13 protein-coding genes are annotated in these 15,656 nt (G+C 66.2%); 8 read left to right on the top strand and 5 right to left on the bottom strand.

Going from position 1 to position 15,656, the window contains the following annotated elements; genetic code table 11:
• Positions 1-41 precede the first annotated feature (41 nt).
• The 4 genes from ACIQ3B_RS18755 to ACIQ3B_RS18740 form a co-directional block, all read right to left on the bottom strand.
• Positions 42-1,154, bottom strand: coding sequence for a Fic family protein (locus ACIQ3B_RS18755; RefSeq protein WP_397405300.1), 1,113 nt, complete (start codon positions 1,152-1,154; stop codon positions 42-44).
• Positions 1,155-1,592, bottom strand: coding sequence for a hypothetical protein (locus tag ACIQ3B_RS18750; RefSeq protein ID WP_397405298.1), 438 nt, complete (start codon positions 1,590-1,592; stop codon positions 1,155-1,157).
• Between the two features lie 396 nt (positions 1,593-1,988).
• Positions 1,989-2,753, bottom strand: a complete 765-nt coding sequence (locus tag ACIQ3B_RS18745) for a hypothetical protein (protein ID WP_397405296.1) — start codon at positions 2,751-2,753, stop codon at positions 1,989-1,991.
• Positions 2,754-3,338: a YfbU family protein gene (locus ACIQ3B_RS18740; protein WP_397405294.1), complete on the bottom strand. Its 585-nt coding sequence runs from the start codon at positions 3,336-3,338 to the stop codon at positions 2,754-2,756.
• A gap of 518 nt (positions 3,339-3,856) precedes the next feature.
• Between ACIQ3B_RS18740 and ACIQ3B_RS18735 the strand changes: the two genes are divergently transcribed.
• From ACIQ3B_RS18735 to ACIQ3B_RS18710, 6 genes are all read left to right on the top strand, one after another.
• A complete protein-coding gene (locus ACIQ3B_RS18735; protein WP_353262544.1) occupies positions 3,857-4,111 on the top strand; it encodes a hypothetical protein in 255 nt (84 codons plus the stop codon).
• Positions 4,108-4,662, top strand: a complete 555-nt coding sequence (locus ACIQ3B_RS18730) for a DUF2924 domain-containing protein (RefSeq protein WP_353262545.1) — start codon at positions 4,108-4,110, stop codon at positions 4,660-4,662. The genes ACIQ3B_RS18735 and ACIQ3B_RS18730 overlap by 4 nt, the downstream gene beginning before the upstream one ends.
• Complete coding sequence (locus ACIQ3B_RS18725) at positions 4,659-6,080, top strand: recombinase family protein (protein WP_397405292.1); 1,422 nt, start codon at positions 4,659-4,661, stop codon at positions 6,078-6,080. Before ACIQ3B_RS18730 ends, ACIQ3B_RS18725 begins: the two co-directional genes overlap by 4 nt.
• The gene (locus ACIQ3B_RS18720) at positions 6,077-6,502 is read left to right on the top strand and encodes a hypothetical protein (RefSeq protein WP_397405290.1); all 426 of its coding nucleotides are present in this window, start codon (positions 6,077-6,079) and stop codon (positions 6,500-6,502) included. Before ACIQ3B_RS18725 ends, ACIQ3B_RS18720 begins: the two co-directional genes overlap by 4 nt.
• Positions 6,503-6,564: 62 nt before the next feature.
• Positions 6,565-8,787 carry an AAA family ATPase gene (locus tag ACIQ3B_RS18715; protein WP_397405288.1) on the top strand — a complete coding sequence of 741 codons (2,223 nt, stop codon included), beginning with the start codon at positions 6,565-6,567 and terminating at the stop codon, positions 8,785-8,787.
• 735 nt (positions 8,788-9,522) lie between these two features.
• Positions 9,523-10,622 (top strand): IS3 family transposase gene (locus ACIQ3B_RS18710; RefSeq protein WP_397405286.1). Its coding sequence is split into 2 segments (ribosomal slippage): positions 9,523-9,784 and positions 9,784-10,622, totalling 1,101 coding nucleotides; the frame shifts between segments, so codons are not numbered across the junction.
• A 1,046-nt stretch (positions 10,623-11,668) separates the two neighbouring features.
• On the opposite strand, the gene ACIQ3B_RS18705 is transcribed toward ACIQ3B_RS18710, so the two are convergent.
• Complete coding sequence (locus ACIQ3B_RS18705; protein WP_397405284.1) at positions 11,669-12,760, bottom strand: hypothetical protein; 1,092 nt, start codon at positions 12,758-12,760, stop codon at positions 11,669-11,671.
• A 755-nt stretch (positions 12,761-13,515) separates the two neighbouring features.
• Here ACIQ3B_RS18705 and ACIQ3B_RS18700 point away from each other — a divergent pair.
• Both ACIQ3B_RS18700 and ACIQ3B_RS18695 read left to right on the top strand, forming a co-directional pair.
• Positions 13,516-14,697, top strand: a complete 1,182-nt coding sequence (locus ACIQ3B_RS18700; RefSeq protein ID WP_397405282.1) for a hypothetical protein — start codon at positions 13,516-13,518, stop codon at positions 14,695-14,697.
• Between the two features lie 242 nt (positions 14,698-14,939).
• A partial coding sequence (locus tag ACIQ3B_RS18695) for a Fic family protein (RefSeq protein WP_397405280.1) occupies positions 14,940-15,656 on the top strand: 717 nt, incomplete at its 3' end.

The following is a 15,656-nucleotide window of genomic DNA, read 5'->3' as shown; positions in this document are numbered from 1 at the left end:
AACTGTGATCAACAAGGCTCATTGTGGTCCATGGGCGACCATCAAAGCACCGCCCTCCCCTCGGCGATGTTGAGCAGCTCCGAGAATGCCAGGATGGCCGGTCGGCGGCCGCTGGCCGCGCGGAGCTCTGTGAGCATCCCAGCATCGCGGACTTCCCGGAGGATCCTGTTGGCAGTGCCGGTCGGGATCTTGGATGTCTTCGCCAGTTCCGATGCCTGGAACACCGGCCGGGTGAAAAACCAGTCCAGCGCCCGCACGGCGTGCTGCGACCGCGTGTGGGTCGCGATCCAGTCCTTCTTCTCGCGATAGAGCTCCAGGATTGCGCGAGCCTTGCTCTCGTTGGCTTCCGCCTGCTTGATGATCGCCCGCAGGAAGAACTCGCACCACCCCGTCCAATCGTCATCTCGCGAGACGGCCAGCAGTCGCTCGTAGTACTCGTCGCGGTTCGCTTCAAAATACGCGCTGATGTAGAAGTGCGGCCCGCTCAGCAACTGCCTTTGAACGAGGAACAGCGGCACCAAGAGCCGGCCGAGCCGCCCGTTACCATCCAGAAACGGATGGATCGCCTCGAACTCGATGTGCAGGACGGCCAGCTGCACCAGCCGGTCCGGCGCGTCGCCGTGCAGGTACTTCTCCCACGACGACATCAGATCCGGAATCTCGCCTGCTCCCGGCGGGACGAACTTGGCTTGGGCCTGCTCGCAACCGGGCTTGCCGATCCAGTTGGGCACGCGTCGATACTCGCCCGGGGTCTTGTTCTCGCCACGCACACCCTGCATGAGCACCCGATGGGCGTCGCGGATGAGCCGCTGCGAAAGCGGGACTGTGTTCATCCCCGCCACCGCGTCCCTCAGCGCCGCACGGTACTGCAGCACCTCGCGGATGTCGTCGCGCTTCTCGCCGGTGGCGGATTCCTCCGACGCCTCAAACTCCAGAACCTCGCCGAAAGTCGCCTGCGTTCCCTCGATCTTGCTCGACAGCACGGCTTCCTGCGTCGTCAGCGGCGACAGAAGCACCTGGGCGTTCGGCACCGCGTGCAGCACGCCCTCGTAGCGAGCGACCGCCGCGTTCGCCGGGCCGATCAACGGCACCAGCCGCTCGTAGTCCAGGCGCATCGGCGGGAACTTGCCGGTGTGGTAGAGAACCAGAGCCATCTACGCCACCTCCACCGGCACCTGGCCGCTCAGCAGTTGGGGGAGGAGGTAGTCGCGGCGCGCGGCGAGCTTGCGAGATTCAATCATCACGACTCGAATGCAGTCGAACAACGTCTGTGCGATTTCACCGAATGCGGTCGCCAGTGCTTCGGGCCGCACAGCGAGCCGGAAGTGATCCATCGCAGTTGAGGCGCCCCGCTGTCGCCCGCTTGTGCCCGTCATGTTCTGGATCGGGATCGTCTCGACGGGCGGCTCCGGCAGGAAAAGGAAGCCGAACGGCGTGCGAGTGGCCTTGGCGAAGTCCTCCAGTTGCTTGAGCGTGGAGGCCTTCTCACCGGTCAACCAGTATGGGAACGCCGAAATCTTTTCGGCCAGCGCAGACTCCGGCTTGCCTGCGCGCTCGCAGGCCCAGCGGAGGAATTCAGGCTTGACCGGCACTCTCGTCACGACGATCTCCAGGACGGCAAGGGCCTAGCAGGGTCACTCGCGGAGGCTCATCCCTCTCCGAGCTGGTGTATGGTAGTTCCCCAGCGCCTACGTGGCCATGCAAAATTGCAATCGAGCGCCGGGTGGATCGAGCTTAATCGGGGCCATCACGCTGGTGAACAACCGGCGGAATTCGAAGTGTTCACCTAGGCCTGACCGTCTGACAGAGAACGGTAGGTGAGGCGCGCGCACCTACGAACGCGGGAATGTGCGTGGTCCACATCGTCGTCAACACGTACACCTAAAGTCGGCGAATCGAGACCCGCCAATCGGCGACATCAAAGCCCAATTGCCGAGCCCGGGGGCGTTCGGGGAACCACCGCTTGCGGGTCAACCCGATACTTCAACTCATGCGCTCGCGACGGAACCCCCGGGCGCGACAAAGATCATCAGCCACGCCTTCGCGGGAATCATCCCCTTCGGCCCACCGTCTTCCGCCCGCCCACCCTCTGGCCTCCACGGCTCAATCCAGGACGGTGTCTCGTTGCGACGTTCCACCACGTAGCGGCTCAATCGTGGCTCAATGCCGTTCGGGTCACCGACGCGACTTGGCTTTCCAATCTGGCACGCCAGCCACTTGCAGATCCACTCGCCGAGCGTGTCCCAATCATGGCAAGTCTGCGACGATCTCTCTGCGCCGGACTTGAAGTTTGCAAGCACCGCATCAGCTTGCTTTACACGCGTTCGCAGGCGAACTCGATCGAAAACGCACACGAAAGCGCGCTCACGAATCTGCTGGTCCGAGGTCGCGTCCTCGAGTTGCGACCGTGCGAATGATCCCGTGAGTGCATCGCCGACCTTCACCTGGAACAGAGCCGTCTTCAGCAAAATCCCATCGGCAATCGACAGCGTCACCGCCAGATCAGCGCCGAACTTGTCGGTGTTGCCGTCGCCCTTGCGATGGAGCAGCGCGATCTGGTTGACCACACGACTTGCGGTGGGTCCACCGATATCGCAGCTGCGCCGCTTTCGCGAAAGCTCGCCAATGAGGTGGTTCAGGAGCGGTTCTTCGGTCTGAAGTCCACCTTCGGACCACGACTGCATCGCGCGATGCACGGCAACGAGCGCTGCCTCCAGCACTCGGTCAAGGTCCAGGGTTGCAGAAACTTTCATTCAATCCCCTCGAGCTTTCGGGTGCGCTGCCCCACTGATCTTGCGGCAATCCGGGTGCGTGCGCGCAGCGATGATCCTCTCGAGATCGTCCTTTGACATGATCGCTGCCGTCCCAACGCACTTTGAGCGAACGCTCCGCCAGACCACGAGCATGCGCTCATACATTTGCAAGCACGGGCTATGAGAGTTCAAGTCACCCTTCCCCAGTGACTCCGTCCATCGGTTGCCCGTCGCTTGCAGCACCTTCGCGACAGCGAGATGGTCCGTTTCGTTGTTGCCATCGAAGCCCTCGAACCGTGCGGCACCGTCCGGCAGCGAATCCGCGTCGATCCCGTGATGCTGGGCCGCCATGTTCAGCACGCGGTACATGTCCAGCACGTCGAAGACAAACCTCACTACTTCCTCCGAGACCTGGGGCTGTGGGAGCTCGATCTCTCCCAAGGCCTCAAGTGCCCACGTATGCCCCTCGAGCAGCATCCGCTCCGCGCGCTCATAGGCGTCGGCGCGGTTGGGCTCGAGATGTGCCAGAATCCGGTACTGGTTCGCCAGGATCAGTCGTTCCGTGTCGGTCGGGAGAAGCTTCATTCGGTACCTCGATCGGGGTTCGCTGGCTAAGCGGCAAGCGCCGCCAGCCGGCTCACCCCCATCACCGTTCGAGACCGTCCGGCGTGACCGGGGATCGTTGAAGAATTGAAAGATCTCCCCGGAGGGGCACGTGCGCCAAGCGCCCGTCAACTTCTCGAAGAAAGTGCCCACAATTCTCCCCGAAAGCGGAGGACTTTGATTTCCACCGCGGAAATACAGGGGTAGAGGACCTCACCTTTGCCCATGCCACTTCACCCCGTATCCGTCTCGCCCCCAGCAAGCCCACCGCTGCGACCGACCGAGCCCGGCGCCCGAACTTTCTTCGTGAACCTTCGGGATTTCCCGCCCGCTCGACCCGGACTCGTGTCGGTACAGGGTGAACACCATGCGACACCGACCAGCAGGAGGGCCGTGAACGGAAGGAACTGAGCGAAATCCGCCACGTGGGCGGAGCACTGCCGCGCAGACGTCATAAGTCATCTCGGAGGGACCGCTCCCTCCAGTCACCGAGGAACACGATGAAGACCCAGCAGCGGGTCGCGGCGATGCCGCGGCCGTGGACATCACTCGCACTCTCCGGCCCCGGATCGAACCGGCGGCGTGAGGTGGTCACGCTGCTCGGGGCCGCCGTGGCGCGGCTCGTCGCATCGCGCATCGGAGCGCACGCTACGCATCGGGAGCCGGGGCGACTTGCCATCTTCGGCGCGAGTGGGCTCACTGTGGCGCCCGGCGACGGTGCTGGCGATGCGCTGCCCGAGGAGACGACCCGATGACGACGACCGCCCGCACCCTGCCCCACGCTTGCGCCCCCCGCGCCCTTGCCGAGGAGCTGCGCACCCTGGCCACGCTCACGCCGACGGAGCTCCGCCAGCGCTACGCGGAGGTCTTCGGGGAAGCCTCGCGCTCGGGGAACCGCCAGTGGCTCCTGCGGCGGATCGCCTGGCGCCTGCAGGCCCTTGCCGAGGGCAGCGCGGCCGAGCGCGCGATCGACGCCGTGCGGCTGCGTGCGCGCGACCTGGCCCGCGAGGCGGACCTGCGGACCCGTGCACCCGCGGCGCCGCCCATGGCTGCGCCCGGCGCACCGATCGCGACCGGCACAATCGCGAGCCCCCGCGACGGGCGCATCCCGCCGCCCGGCAGCGTGATCGTCCGGCGCTTCAAGGGCCACGACTACCGGGTGACGGTGATGCCGGTCGGCTTCGAGTTCGACGGCGGGCACTACCGGTCGCTGAGCGCGGTGGCCCACGCGATCACGGGCGGCCACTGGAACGGCATGCACTTCTTCAGGCTCGGGACCCAGGACGGGGAAAGGACGGAAGGATGACGCGCGACACCAAGGAATCGAAGCGGCCGATCCGCTGCGCGATCTACACCAGGAAGTCGAGCGACGAGGGGCTCGACCAGGACTTCAACTCGCTCGACGCGCAGCGCGAGGCGGGCGAGGCGTTCATCGCGAGCCAGCGGGCCGAAGGTTGGATCTGCCTGCCGACGCGGTACGACGACGGGGGGTTCTCGGGCGGGTCGCTCGATCGCCCAGCGGTGAAGCGGCTCCTCGAGGACATCGAGGCGGGCCTGGTCGATTGCGTGGTGGTCTACAAGGTCGACCGCCTCAGCCGGTCGCTCATGGACTTCGCGCGCATGATGCAGACCTTCGAGCGTCGGCGGGTCTCCTTCGTGTCGGTCACGCAGCAGTTCAACACGACCCACTCGATGGGCAGGCTCACCCTGAACATTCTGCTCTCCTTCGCCCAGTTCGAGCGCGAGATCATCAGCGAGCGCACCCGCGACAAGATCGCCGCGGCCCGGCGCAAGGGGCTCTGGGGCGGCGGACGGCCGATCCTCGGCTACGACATCGAGCGCAGGCCCGGCGGCAACCGCCTGGCGGTCAACCCAGACGAGGCCGAGCGCGTGAGGACGATCTTCCGCACCTACCTCGAGTGCGGCTCGCTGCTGCGGCTCGTGGCGCGCCTGCGCGAGCTCGGCTGGGGCACCAAGTCCTGGACCGCCCGGGACGGACGCCCGCGCGGGGGCCGTCCCTTCGACAAGTGCCGCCTCCTCAGCCTCCTCACGAACCACGCCTACCTCGGCAAGGTGCGGCACAAGGACGACCTCCACGACGGCGCGCACGAGGCGATCGTCGCCGAGGACCTCTTCGCCGAGGTGCAGCGCCGGCTGCGCGCCAACCGCAGCGCCGACGGACGCGGGTCGAGCAACAGCCGGGGCGCCCTGCTCCGCGGGCTCGTACGGTGCACGGCCTGCGGCTGCGCGATGGTGCACCACCACACGACCGGCCGCACGCGGTCGGGGTCGGTGCGCGAGTACCGCTACTACGTCTGCAGCCGCGCCCAGAAGGAGGGATGGTCCGCGTGTCCGGGGCCGTCGGTCCCTGCGCCGGAGCTCGAGCGCTTCGTGGTGGGCCAGCTGCGCGAGGTGGGCCAGGACGGGATCCTCGTCGCCGAGGTGGTGAGCGAGGCGCGGAGGAGGCTCCGCGAGCAGGCCGATGCCCGCCGGGAAGCCGGGGAGCCCGAGCGAGCCGATGCCATTGAGGCACGGCTCGGCGAGGAAGACGAGCTCTCGGGAGCGGTCGAGGGGTTCGACGCGCTCTGGGACTCGATGCGCGCCGAGGAGCGCGAGCGCCTGGTGCGGCTCCTGGTCGGGACGATCGAGTACGACGGCGCGAACGAGCGCGTGAGCATCGCCTTCCGCACCGATGTGCCGGCCCCCGGCGAGGTGGCGGCATGAGCGGGCAGGAGGTGATGCGCCAGTTCCACTTCGCCGTCCGCGCGCGCGGCCGCCGCGAGATCGTGCCCGGCCCGAAGCCCGTCGAGCCCGTGACGGGCGACGGACGCGTACTGCGCGTGGTGCGGCTGATGGCGCTTGCCGTCCACTTCGACGGCCTGATCCGCGCGGGCGCGATCAGGGACCAGGCTGAGGCGGCGCGCCTTGGCCACGTGAGCCGGGCGCGGATGACGCAGGTCATGAACCTGCTCCACCTGGCGCCCGACCTGCAGCTGGCGCTCCTGGATCTGCCTCGCGTCCACGCCGGACGCGACCCCCTCACCGAGACCGCGCTGCGGCGCATCGTCGCCGAGCCCGACTGGCACGTCCAGCGCTCGCTCTGGCGCGACGCCGTGGGAAGCGCGCCCGCCCGCATCGATTCCTGACATCCGCCCTTCGGGCTGCGCCAGGCGCGGTCCGTTCCCGATCTCCCAGCACAGGCACGACCATGGAAGACCAGCCGACTGTCCCCGTCCCCAACCCGCTCCTCGAGGAGGCGCTCGCCTGTTCGGGCACGGGGCTATGCGTCCTTCCCGCCGTGCGAACCGGCGACGAGAAGCGCGTCGCGCTCGCGTCGTGGAAGCCCTTCCAGTCGAGGCGGCCGAGCGAGGACGAGATCCGCTCGTGGTTCGCCGCAGATGGCGGCGCCATGTGCCTCGTCTGCGGCGCGGTCTCGGGCAACCTCGAGATGATCGACTTCGACCTCGGCGGCGAGGCGTTCGACGCGTGGCGCCATGCCGTCGAGGCCGCGGCGCCCGGGCTCGTCGCGAAGCTCGTCGTCGAGAGCACGCCCTCGGGCGGTAGGCACGTGGTCTACCGCTCCATGTCGGCGGTGTCGGGCAACCTGAAGCTCGCGCAGCGGCGGATCGAGGCCGACGGCCCGGAGCCGATCGTGGTCGGCGCCAAGTCCTACGTGCCGCGCCAGGACGCGTCGGGCGCGTGGGCGATCACGGTGACGATGATCGAGACGCGCGGCGAGGGCGGGCTCTTCCTCTGCGCACCGAGCGAGGGCTACGTCGTGCTGCAGGGCGACCTGAGGAACCCGCCGGTGGTGACGGCCGACGAGCGCGACCTGCTGCTCGGGTCCGCGTGGGCGCTCAACGAGGTGCCGGAGCCCGTCGTCGGCCGCTCGGAGCCGACGCACTCCACCGGCGCGGCCGTCCGGCCCGGCGACGACTTCAACCGCCGGGGCGACGTGGGTGAACTGCTCGGCCGCCATGGGTGGTGCCGCGTGCGTGGGGGCGAGAACGAGCACTGGTGCAGGCCGGGCAAGTCCTCGGGGACGAGTGCAACGCTGAAGGACCGGGTCTTCTACGTCTTCAGCTCGAACGCGGCGCCGTTCGAGCCACAGAAGGGCTACTCGCCGTTCGCCGTCTACGCGCTGCTCGAGCACGGCGGCGACTTCTCGGCCGCGGCATCCAGGCTTGCCGCCGAGGGCTACGGCACCCCGGCCGAGCGCCGCACCGTGTCGCATGGCGCGTCCCCCACATCGCCTGCGCTGCGGCTCGTTGGCCACGAGCGGGACCAGCCGATGATCCTCACGGTCCGTCACCTCCGGGATCGCTACCCGAAGATGCGCAATCCCGTCATCCACGGGCTGCTGCGCGAAGGGGAGACCATGAACGTGATCGCGAGCCCGAAGACGGGCAAGAGCTGGCTGACGATCGACCTCGCCATCGCGGTGGCCACCGGGGAGCTCTGGCTCGGCACCTTCGAGACCGTCGCGGGCGACGTGCTCATCATCGACAACGAGTTGCACTGCGAGACGAGCGCGGACCGCATCCCGAGGGTTGCCGAGGCACGCGGGATCCCGCTCGAGCGATTCCAGGACCGGATCGGCATCGACAACCTCCGCGGACGGCTCAAGTCGATCGACGATCTTGTGGAGTACTTCGCCTCGATCGAGCCGGGTCGGTATCGCCTGATCATCCTCGACGCCTTCTACCGCTTCATGCCCGCCGGGGGCGACGAGAACGACAACGGCACCATGGCCCGCATCTACAACACGATCGACGCCATCGCCAAGCGGTTGAGGGCGAGCTTCGTCCTGATCCACCATTCGACGAAGGGGAGCCAGTCGGGGAAGTCTGTGACTGACATGGGCGCGGGCGCAGGCGCACAGAGCCGTGCGACGGACACGCATCTGGTCCTCCGGCCCCACGAGGAGAACGGGGTGGTGGTGCTCGAGGCCGCGGTGCGGAGCTTCCCGCCGCCGGAACCCGTCTGCCTGCGGTGGACGTTCCCCGTCTGGAACGTCGACCGCATGCTCGACCCCGGCCTCCTCAAGAGCGACCGGCGCGGCCAGCGGCGCCTGACGGCCCCGCGCGAGCGCGAGCCGCGGGAGGTGGAGCCGCCCGAGCCGTGGGACGCCGAACGCTTCGTCGAGGCGTTCATCGGCGACGAGCCGCTGGCACTCCCCGAGCTGCAGGAGATGACGACGGGCGTCTCGGGGCTCTCGTGGCGCCGGGCGAGGGGGTTTATCTGCACTGCGGAGCGGCTGGGTCTGGTCGAGCGCGTCAAGATGCGCGGTCGGGGCGGGCCCGTGGGCTTCCGCCGCACGTCCGAGCCGCAGGCAGGCGCGGCGACGGAACCGGACCCCATGGGCACCGAGGCCGACGACGCGACGTCCGGGGATGCCGAGGAAGGCACGCAGGTGGAGGACGCCGCGTGAGCGCACCCCGGGCATCACGCCCATCGGGCGGCCAACCAACTGCGCGCACCTGCTCGCGGTTCGTCGGTGACGTCGGTTCGTGCCGCGCGGGCCTCGGCCTCAACCTTGATCGCCAACCAACTGCGCGCGCACTCCCCCCACACCCCCCATGCAGGTGTGCCGCCAGTTGGCGGCACCCTGCTGAACTAACTGCGCGCGCGCTCGAGGTTCGTTCGAGTGATCGAGGTTCGCGGCACAGGAGTGTGGGCCAGGAGGAGGGACGCCGCGGAGATCCTTCAGATATTTCATTCCTTCAACGGCCTCGTGTGCGTGTACACGCGCGCGTACGGGGTGGAGATGGAGAGAAAGAAGAATTGAAGTATCTCTCTCTTTTCTCAGAAACCCCTACAAACCAAGCCCTTCGCGCGCCCGAGATCCTTCAAGCAGCCGCCTGCAAGATCTCGGAAGTTTCTCGCCGCATGGGTCCTCCCGGGCGCCTGAAAGCCTCGCTTGGCCCGACGGAGGAGCAGGCGATCGCGACTGAGTTTGTTTCGCGTGGGTCGCGCCTCTCGCCTCTGGCCCACCGCTCGCGCCACGTTGCCCCAGGACGCGTCCGTCGCGCTCGCGGCGGCCACGGCGCCACCGAGGCGAGGAACGCCGCTGAAGCCAACGTAGTGGTCTTCCCCCTGATTCCTGAGCCAAACCGGCTGCGAGTTATCTGGGACACTTCGGCCTCCAGCCAGCTTGGAGGTTCGCGTGAAGAAGAAGCGTTTCACGGAAGAGCAGATCGCCTACGCCTTGGCGCAGGAGTCGACGGGCCAGACAATCGCGGAGATCTGCCGGAAGCTCGGCGTGTCTGAGCAGACGTTCTACCGGTGGAAGAAGAAGTTCGGTTCGATGGGCGTCGCGGAAGTTCGTCGGCTGAAGCAGCTCGAGGACGAAAACGCCAAGTTGAAGCGGCTGGTCGCTGACCTGAGCCTCGACAAGGCGATCCTGCAGGACGTGCTCCGAAACAAAGTCTGACTCCCGACCAGCGCCGCGGGCTGGTCGGGTACGCGCGGGATGCCTACCGAGTGACGGAGCGTCGGGCATGCCGCGTGCTGTGCTCTTCGCGGGCGACGATTCGTTACGTGTCGGTGAAGCCTGGGCAGGAGGACCTTCGGATGCGGATCAAGGAGATCGCCGCGGTGCGCCCGAGCTGGGGCTCGCCGCGGATCCACGTGCTGCTGCGCCGCGAGGGCTGGCTGGTGAACCACAAGCCGACGGAGCGCCTGTATCGCCTCGAAGGCTTGAATCTGAGGCGAAATCGACCTCGCCGCAGGAAGTCGGTGGTGACTCGTGGCCCGGTGGTTGTGCCGACGCGCCGCGACGAGCGCTGGAGCATGGACTTCATGCACGACCAGCTGCAGGACGGTCGCAGGATCCGCGTGCTGACTGTGGTCGACCAGTACACGCGCGAGGCGCTGGCGACCGAGGCGCGCGGTTCGTTCTCCGCGCACGACGTGATCGACGTGCTCAACCGGCTGTCGAGGTCTCATCGGAAGCCGGCCGTGATCCAGGTCGACAACGGGACGGAGTTCGCTTCGCGCGCCCTGGATGCGTGGGCCTATCGAGAGGATGTGAGGCTCGACTTCAGCCGTCCCGGGAAGCCGACGGACAACGCGCACATCGAGTCGTTCAACGCGCGGCTGCGCGCGGAGTGCCTGAACGCGCACGTCTTCGAATCGCTCGAAGACGCCGAGGAAACCTTGACTTCGTGGCGGAGCGATTACAATGCAGTGCGTCCACATAGCGCCCTGGGCATGCTGACCCCCAGGGAATTCGCTGAACTCGGTCAGAGGAGTGCAGGCCGCTGATGGCCCGAATTCCTCGCAGCTCGAGTGGCATCAAATCGGGGTGAAGACCAACTGTGACTTGCCTGCCCGAAGCCAGGCGCCACGGCAAACGTTCCTCAATGGTACCTAGCATTTACTGGAGTCGGGTAGAGCGATTCGACTCGGGAGGGATCGGGATTCTCAAGTTCGGGCTCCAACGCAGGGGCCGAGCATCCAACCACGAGCCGGTAGTTTCCCTTCCCGGCCAATCCCCAGGCGGCCACCCAGACTCGCTTGCCAGGAGTACGTCCGGACTCAGCCCAAGCAAGCCAAGCATTGCTCCTGCCGAACTGGGTTAATGTGGATGCCTCTCCAAAGTAGACCCTCTCGAAACCCGCCGGCAAACTTCCTGAGACATCTACCTCGCGAAGCGACAACGGCGCACCGTTCCAGGCTTGCCGTGAAACGAACCGAACTAGCCCGATCTCAGGATCGAGCGCGAATCGCCAGGACTCTTCAAGTGTTGCGAATCGAACTCGCCAACCCAAATCGACATCTGGATCGCCATCCCGCCAGACATCGACATCACTCGTATCGACATTTACCCATCGCCGCTCCCGAAACTCCCCGGTAGCGAAGTCTGCCCCACTGCCGACCCCCGGGACAGGGGTTGATGTCAGGCTCGCGGCAACCCACCCATCGATCGTCCAGACGGTTCCCATCCAGTTGCTCGGACGGGAAGCGGTTCCCCCGAGCGTCCGACTGACAACATCTCCAGCTGGACCATCTCGATCGACTGCCTCCAAAAGAAGGAGCATCCAATGCTCATCCAAGTCGACCGAGGTGTACAGACCGGAGGTCTGGAATCGGATTGCGCTCAACCCTGTCCCGGAAGTCCCCTCAGCCTCAAGCGATTCCGAGGTACGGCCTTGTTTATCTGATGGCTTGCATCCCGTAGTCAACGCAAGACTCAACAACAAGCCCACGAGTGCAGGGCCCTGCGCCAGAAGAGCGCCAATCGAGCATCGACGTCGAGTCTCAGTCACCGCGTTCAAGGTATCAGCCTTTCTAGCCAGCCGGCCACCACATCACTTGGACGCGGCTGGCTTCGGCGGCAATCCGTAGCCCGGCTCCTTCAGCCCAGCTCGGCGGCCGGGGTCGACGGCGGACAGTGCGCTTGCGCAAAGTGAATTCAGCGCCTTGCACCCGAGCTCCTGCCGCCCACGAAGTCCTCCAGCGGTGTCTGGTGGATGCGTTCTACCCCGATACTCAGCCTCACGCCCATGACGGATCCACGCCTCGTCTATGGTAATGCGATCCACCGCCGCCCGGAATCCCTCGTCGAACAAGCTATCTACCGCTTTCCGCTCTTCATCCGAAGCCACCGCAAGAAGCGAAGATCGAAATCCCTCCATAGAAGCTGGCCAGAAAACGAGCTCGTGCCGTCTGCTAATGTCGCTCCAGAAAGCTAGGAGGAAGGCCCTACGTGCGGGGATGGACAGCGACTCGGCAATCTGCTTCTGCGACGCCAGAACCAGTTCCGCTAGCGCGCTGGCGGACTGACCGAGCTGGGAATACGCAGCATCGGCGACCCGGAACATCGATTCGGTGCGCACGGGTCCCTCCGGGTTCGCGGACTGCTTCTCCATCTGGCGTAGCTGCCGCCTGGATGTTGTTCGCGCGATCCTCTCCGCAGACTCGCGCATTTTCCGCAAAATCACGAGGTATCTCTCACAGAAAAGCGAGACCTGGGCGCTGATTTGCGCGCCATCACTCGCCGCGTTCGGCTCCGCCTCCAACACCTTGTCCAGGAGTGCCACCAAGTCGACGGACCCTGTCTCGAGGTGATGTCCGGGCATCGGCGTACGGGAAATCTCCAGCGAGTACTCGAACTTGTACCAGAGTTCCGGCTTTGTACCGGAGAACCGATCGCGGAGCGCGTCCAGGAATTCCCGATCGAAGGCTGCCTGCTGATCCGCGAGGGGCGCAAGCGCCACTTCCCGAGCGCAGCAGAGATGCAACCAAGCCGCGGGATCTGCCTCTACATTGATCCCTTCGAACTTCTGGTTCCATTCCTCAACGCTGCGCTTCCACGCGGTCAGTTTCGGAACAAGCGTGCGGCGGCGCTCCTCGATCAACTCGCGCAGCGTCCGCTCTTCGTCCGGATTCAGTGCGAGCATTGTTGGCGCCAGACGCGAGACCGATTCAGTCAGGGCATCAACCAACTCACGCTCAAAGTGGGGGGACCAAGGTCCCATCGGGATAGCGCGCTCTGATTCACTTGCGATCGGCCGGATTCCGAGAGCCGCTGAATTGGCGCACGGCGTCAAAGATGCCGTAACGCTCGCCCCCACAAGGATCGCTCCGCGAAGCAGCTTCGGCCATTGAGACACAATCATCGAGTCTCCAATCTCTGCGATGTACAGGAAAGGGGACGAAGGGCACGACCCGGGCCAGCTAGTCCTAACCTCGGCGGAAGGGAGTAGCCAACGACTCCCCCAGGATAGCGGCTGGTGGCGTCGCCCCGCGTCTCCAGTTGCAGCCAGGAGCTCAAGGCTGCCTCCCAAGGAAAAAGAACCGAAGTTCCTCCACGCCTTTCTTTCTACCAGCGGGGTCCGCGCGCAACCACGGATAGGAACTGGCAAACAATGTACGCTCCGCGACAACTTAGTTCCACATTCGCGAGCTTTCCGTCGGTGCTGCGAAACACGCGCCGGTGGCCGACCAACTGGTTCATCGATTGAGATTCGTGGCGACCCGCACCAAACAGCCCTACACCTTCGGCGCATCCGGGGAGTTCAAGGCCCGCCTCGAAGTAGAGGCGGGCCTTTTCGTTGACGGGCGAGATGGGCCGGGAGGCCCGCGTGGGGCGTCGTGGCGGGTCCTTGAAGCCCACGATCGAACGCCATTGGAAGTCGCTCCAACGAGGACCTCAATGAAGCGAATCACGGCAATCCTGGCAGGCATCGCGAGCATGACCGCATGTGCCCCCCACGGGTCGGCGGTGCAGGACGATCGGACCGATGACCAGGCACACGCGTTTGGCGAGTGTTTCGGGCGCGCGATGTCGTGGAGGCTGCGGATCGGCGGGACCGAGGGCAAGAACGACTCATGGACCGTCTCGATCCTCGAGGTCGCTCCCACCCGCTACGACGTGTCGAGCGGCCACTTCGACGATCGATCCGTCTCCGCCGCCGCGGTGATTCGGCGTGGCGACGAGATCGTCCACCTCCTCGGCGAAAGGAATGGCAGCCGGCTGTGCCTCGTGGACTCGGATTTGCTGCTTGGAACCGCCGCGTCGCTGTCGGTCGAAGGCTTTGAGGGCCGGATGAGTGCCCTCAATCGAGGCGGGGGCGCCGGCGAGTGCCGGCGCGCGAGACTGGCGCTGCGGGGGGTCGGGGAGGTGCTGTTCGTCCTGTCACCTCGTTGCCAAATGGTTCCAACGATCGAGACCGCGGCAGAGCCCTGCGGCACCATGCTCGAGCCTGCGCCGGTCGTGCAGCGTGTCCTGCAAGAGGTCGGGCCAGGAAACCACCGGATGCTGCTGACAATGATCGAAGACCGGTCCGGAAGCCACCCCGCGGTTCATGCGGGCGTGGCGGCCATTCGCCCCCAGTTGCGGCGCTTCGAGGGTGATGTGCCTGCGCGATGCCCATGGAGGACCAAGCGTGACTTCGCGATCCACATCGCCGAGGCACTGGAGGCCTGCGGCACGACCCTGCCGCAGGCCCCGGAGGGCGAATTGGCCGATTCGCTGAACCAAGCGAGTGGGCTTCATTTGGACGGCTGGGAGTGGCGCCGGTTGATGACGGACTGCTTCGGGTCCCTCGAACGCGCGGACGCGGCGCTCTGCTTCCTGCCCGAGATGGAGTTCACCCCGTTCGTCGTCGCATCGACGGAGCCCGGCCCGACGCTGTTTGGCACCTGGTGGCTGCCGATCGACTGGGCGTCCGCCTGCGAGGTCCATCGATACCGATGCGTTGCGCTGCCCTTGCCAACGCATGGCGATTCGCGACCGATCTCGCTGAACATCTGGCGATACCCGACCGACGGAGGAGGCCCCCGCCGTTTCGAGGGGGAGTTCCAGCTCGCGAATGAAGTTCAAGGCCCACCTTGAAGTCGAGGCGGGTGGTCGTTCCCTTGATTCCTGAGCCAAATCGACTGTGAGTTATCCGGGACCCGGCCGCGACCAAGTCGCAGGGCGCAGAGCCAGCGGTTCAGTGCCGGGACGACCGGCCGCAAAGGTCGTGGCGCACTTTCTTCCTCCTCCGAGGCGCCAAGCAAACGATCCTTTCCTTGCACCGTTGACTAGCAAGCGATCGTTTCCTAGCATGATGCCCTGAGAAAGGAGCGCTTCCCATGCCCCGCACCACCGGCAACTACCGGAATTCCACCGTCGCCGGCGAGACCGTGCGTGCATTCGTGCCGACTGCCCTGCCCCCCGCCGGACCCGCGCTCCGCGTCGAAGGACCCATCGACGCCGCCTGCGCACGCGCCATGGCGGCCATCGGCCGGCTCGAGGTAGCGGCGAGCCTGGTGCCCAGCACTGAGTGGTTCCTGTACGGCTTCGTCCGAAAGGAGGCCGTGCTGACCTCGCAGATCGAGGGCACCGAGGCCACCCTGCGCGACGTCCTGGAGTTCGAGGCCACGGCAAGCGCCACGCATGAAGATGACGTGGCGGAGGTTTGCAACTACGTCGAGGCCCTGAACTACGCGCGTCGCGAGCTCGCGAAGCCAAAGGGGCTGCCCCTGAGCTCGCGCCTCCTGTGCGAGGCGCACCGGCGACTGATGAAGGGCACCAGCACTCGGCGAGGCGGCGACAAGAAGCCGGGCGTCATCCGAACGAGCCAGAACTGGGTCGGCGGCACGCGGCCCGGGAACGCACGCTTCGTGCCACCGCCGGCGGATGCGGTGCCGGGGCTGCTCGCCGACCTGGACCGATGGATCCACGGGCGCGATCCGCTTCCGCCGCTCGTCAAGGCCGGGCTGGCGCACGTGCAGTTCGAGACGATCCACCCCTTCCTGGACGGCAACGGCAGGATCGGCCGCCTGCTCATCACCCTGCTCCTCGAGCAC

The sequence above is a fragment of the Phenylobacterium sp. genome (genome assembly GCF_044358365.1).
Taxonomy (GTDB): domain Bacteria; phylum Pseudomonadota; class Alphaproteobacteria; order Caulobacterales; family Caulobacteraceae; genus Phenylobacterium.
This window is presented reverse-complemented; position numbering and strand designations above follow the sequence as displayed.

Coding starts and splice junctions, on each gene's coding strand:
- ACIQ3B_RS18755 (WP_397405300.1), bottom strand. CDS start 1,154: ATGGCTCTGGTTCTCTACCACACCGGCAAGTTCCCGCCGATGCGCCTG.
- ACIQ3B_RS18745 (WP_397405296.1), bottom strand. CDS start 2,753: ATGAAAGTTTCTGCAACCCTGGACCTTGACCGAGTGCTGGAGGCAGCG.
- ACIQ3B_RS18740 (WP_397405294.1), bottom strand. CDS start 3,338: ATGAAGCTTCTCCCGACCGACACGGAACGACTGATCCTGGCGAACCAG.
- ACIQ3B_RS18735 (WP_353262544.1), top strand. CDS start 3,857: ATGAAGACCCAGCAGCGGGTCGCGGCGATGCCGCGGCCGTGGACATCA.
- ACIQ3B_RS18730 (WP_353262545.1), top strand. CDS start 4,108: ATGACGACGACCGCCCGCACCCTGCCCCACGCTTGCGCCCCCCGCGCC.
- ACIQ3B_RS18725 (WP_397405292.1), top strand. CDS start 4,659: ATGACGCGCGACACCAAGGAATCGAAGCGGCCGATCCGCTGCGCGATC.
- ACIQ3B_RS18720 (WP_397405290.1), top strand. CDS start 6,077: ATGAGCGGGCAGGAGGTGATGCGCCAGTTCCACTTCGCCGTCCGCGCG.
- ACIQ3B_RS18715 (WP_397405288.1), top strand. CDS start 6,565: ATGGAAGACCAGCCGACTGTCCCCGTCCCCAACCCGCTCCTCGAGGAG.
- ACIQ3B_RS18705 (WP_397405284.1), bottom strand. CDS start 12,760: ATGCTCGCACTGAATCCGGACGAAGAGCGGACGCTGCGCGAGTTGATC.
- ACIQ3B_RS18700 (WP_397405282.1), top strand. CDS start 13,516: ATGAAGCGAATCACGGCAATCCTGGCAGGCATCGCGAGCATGACCGCA.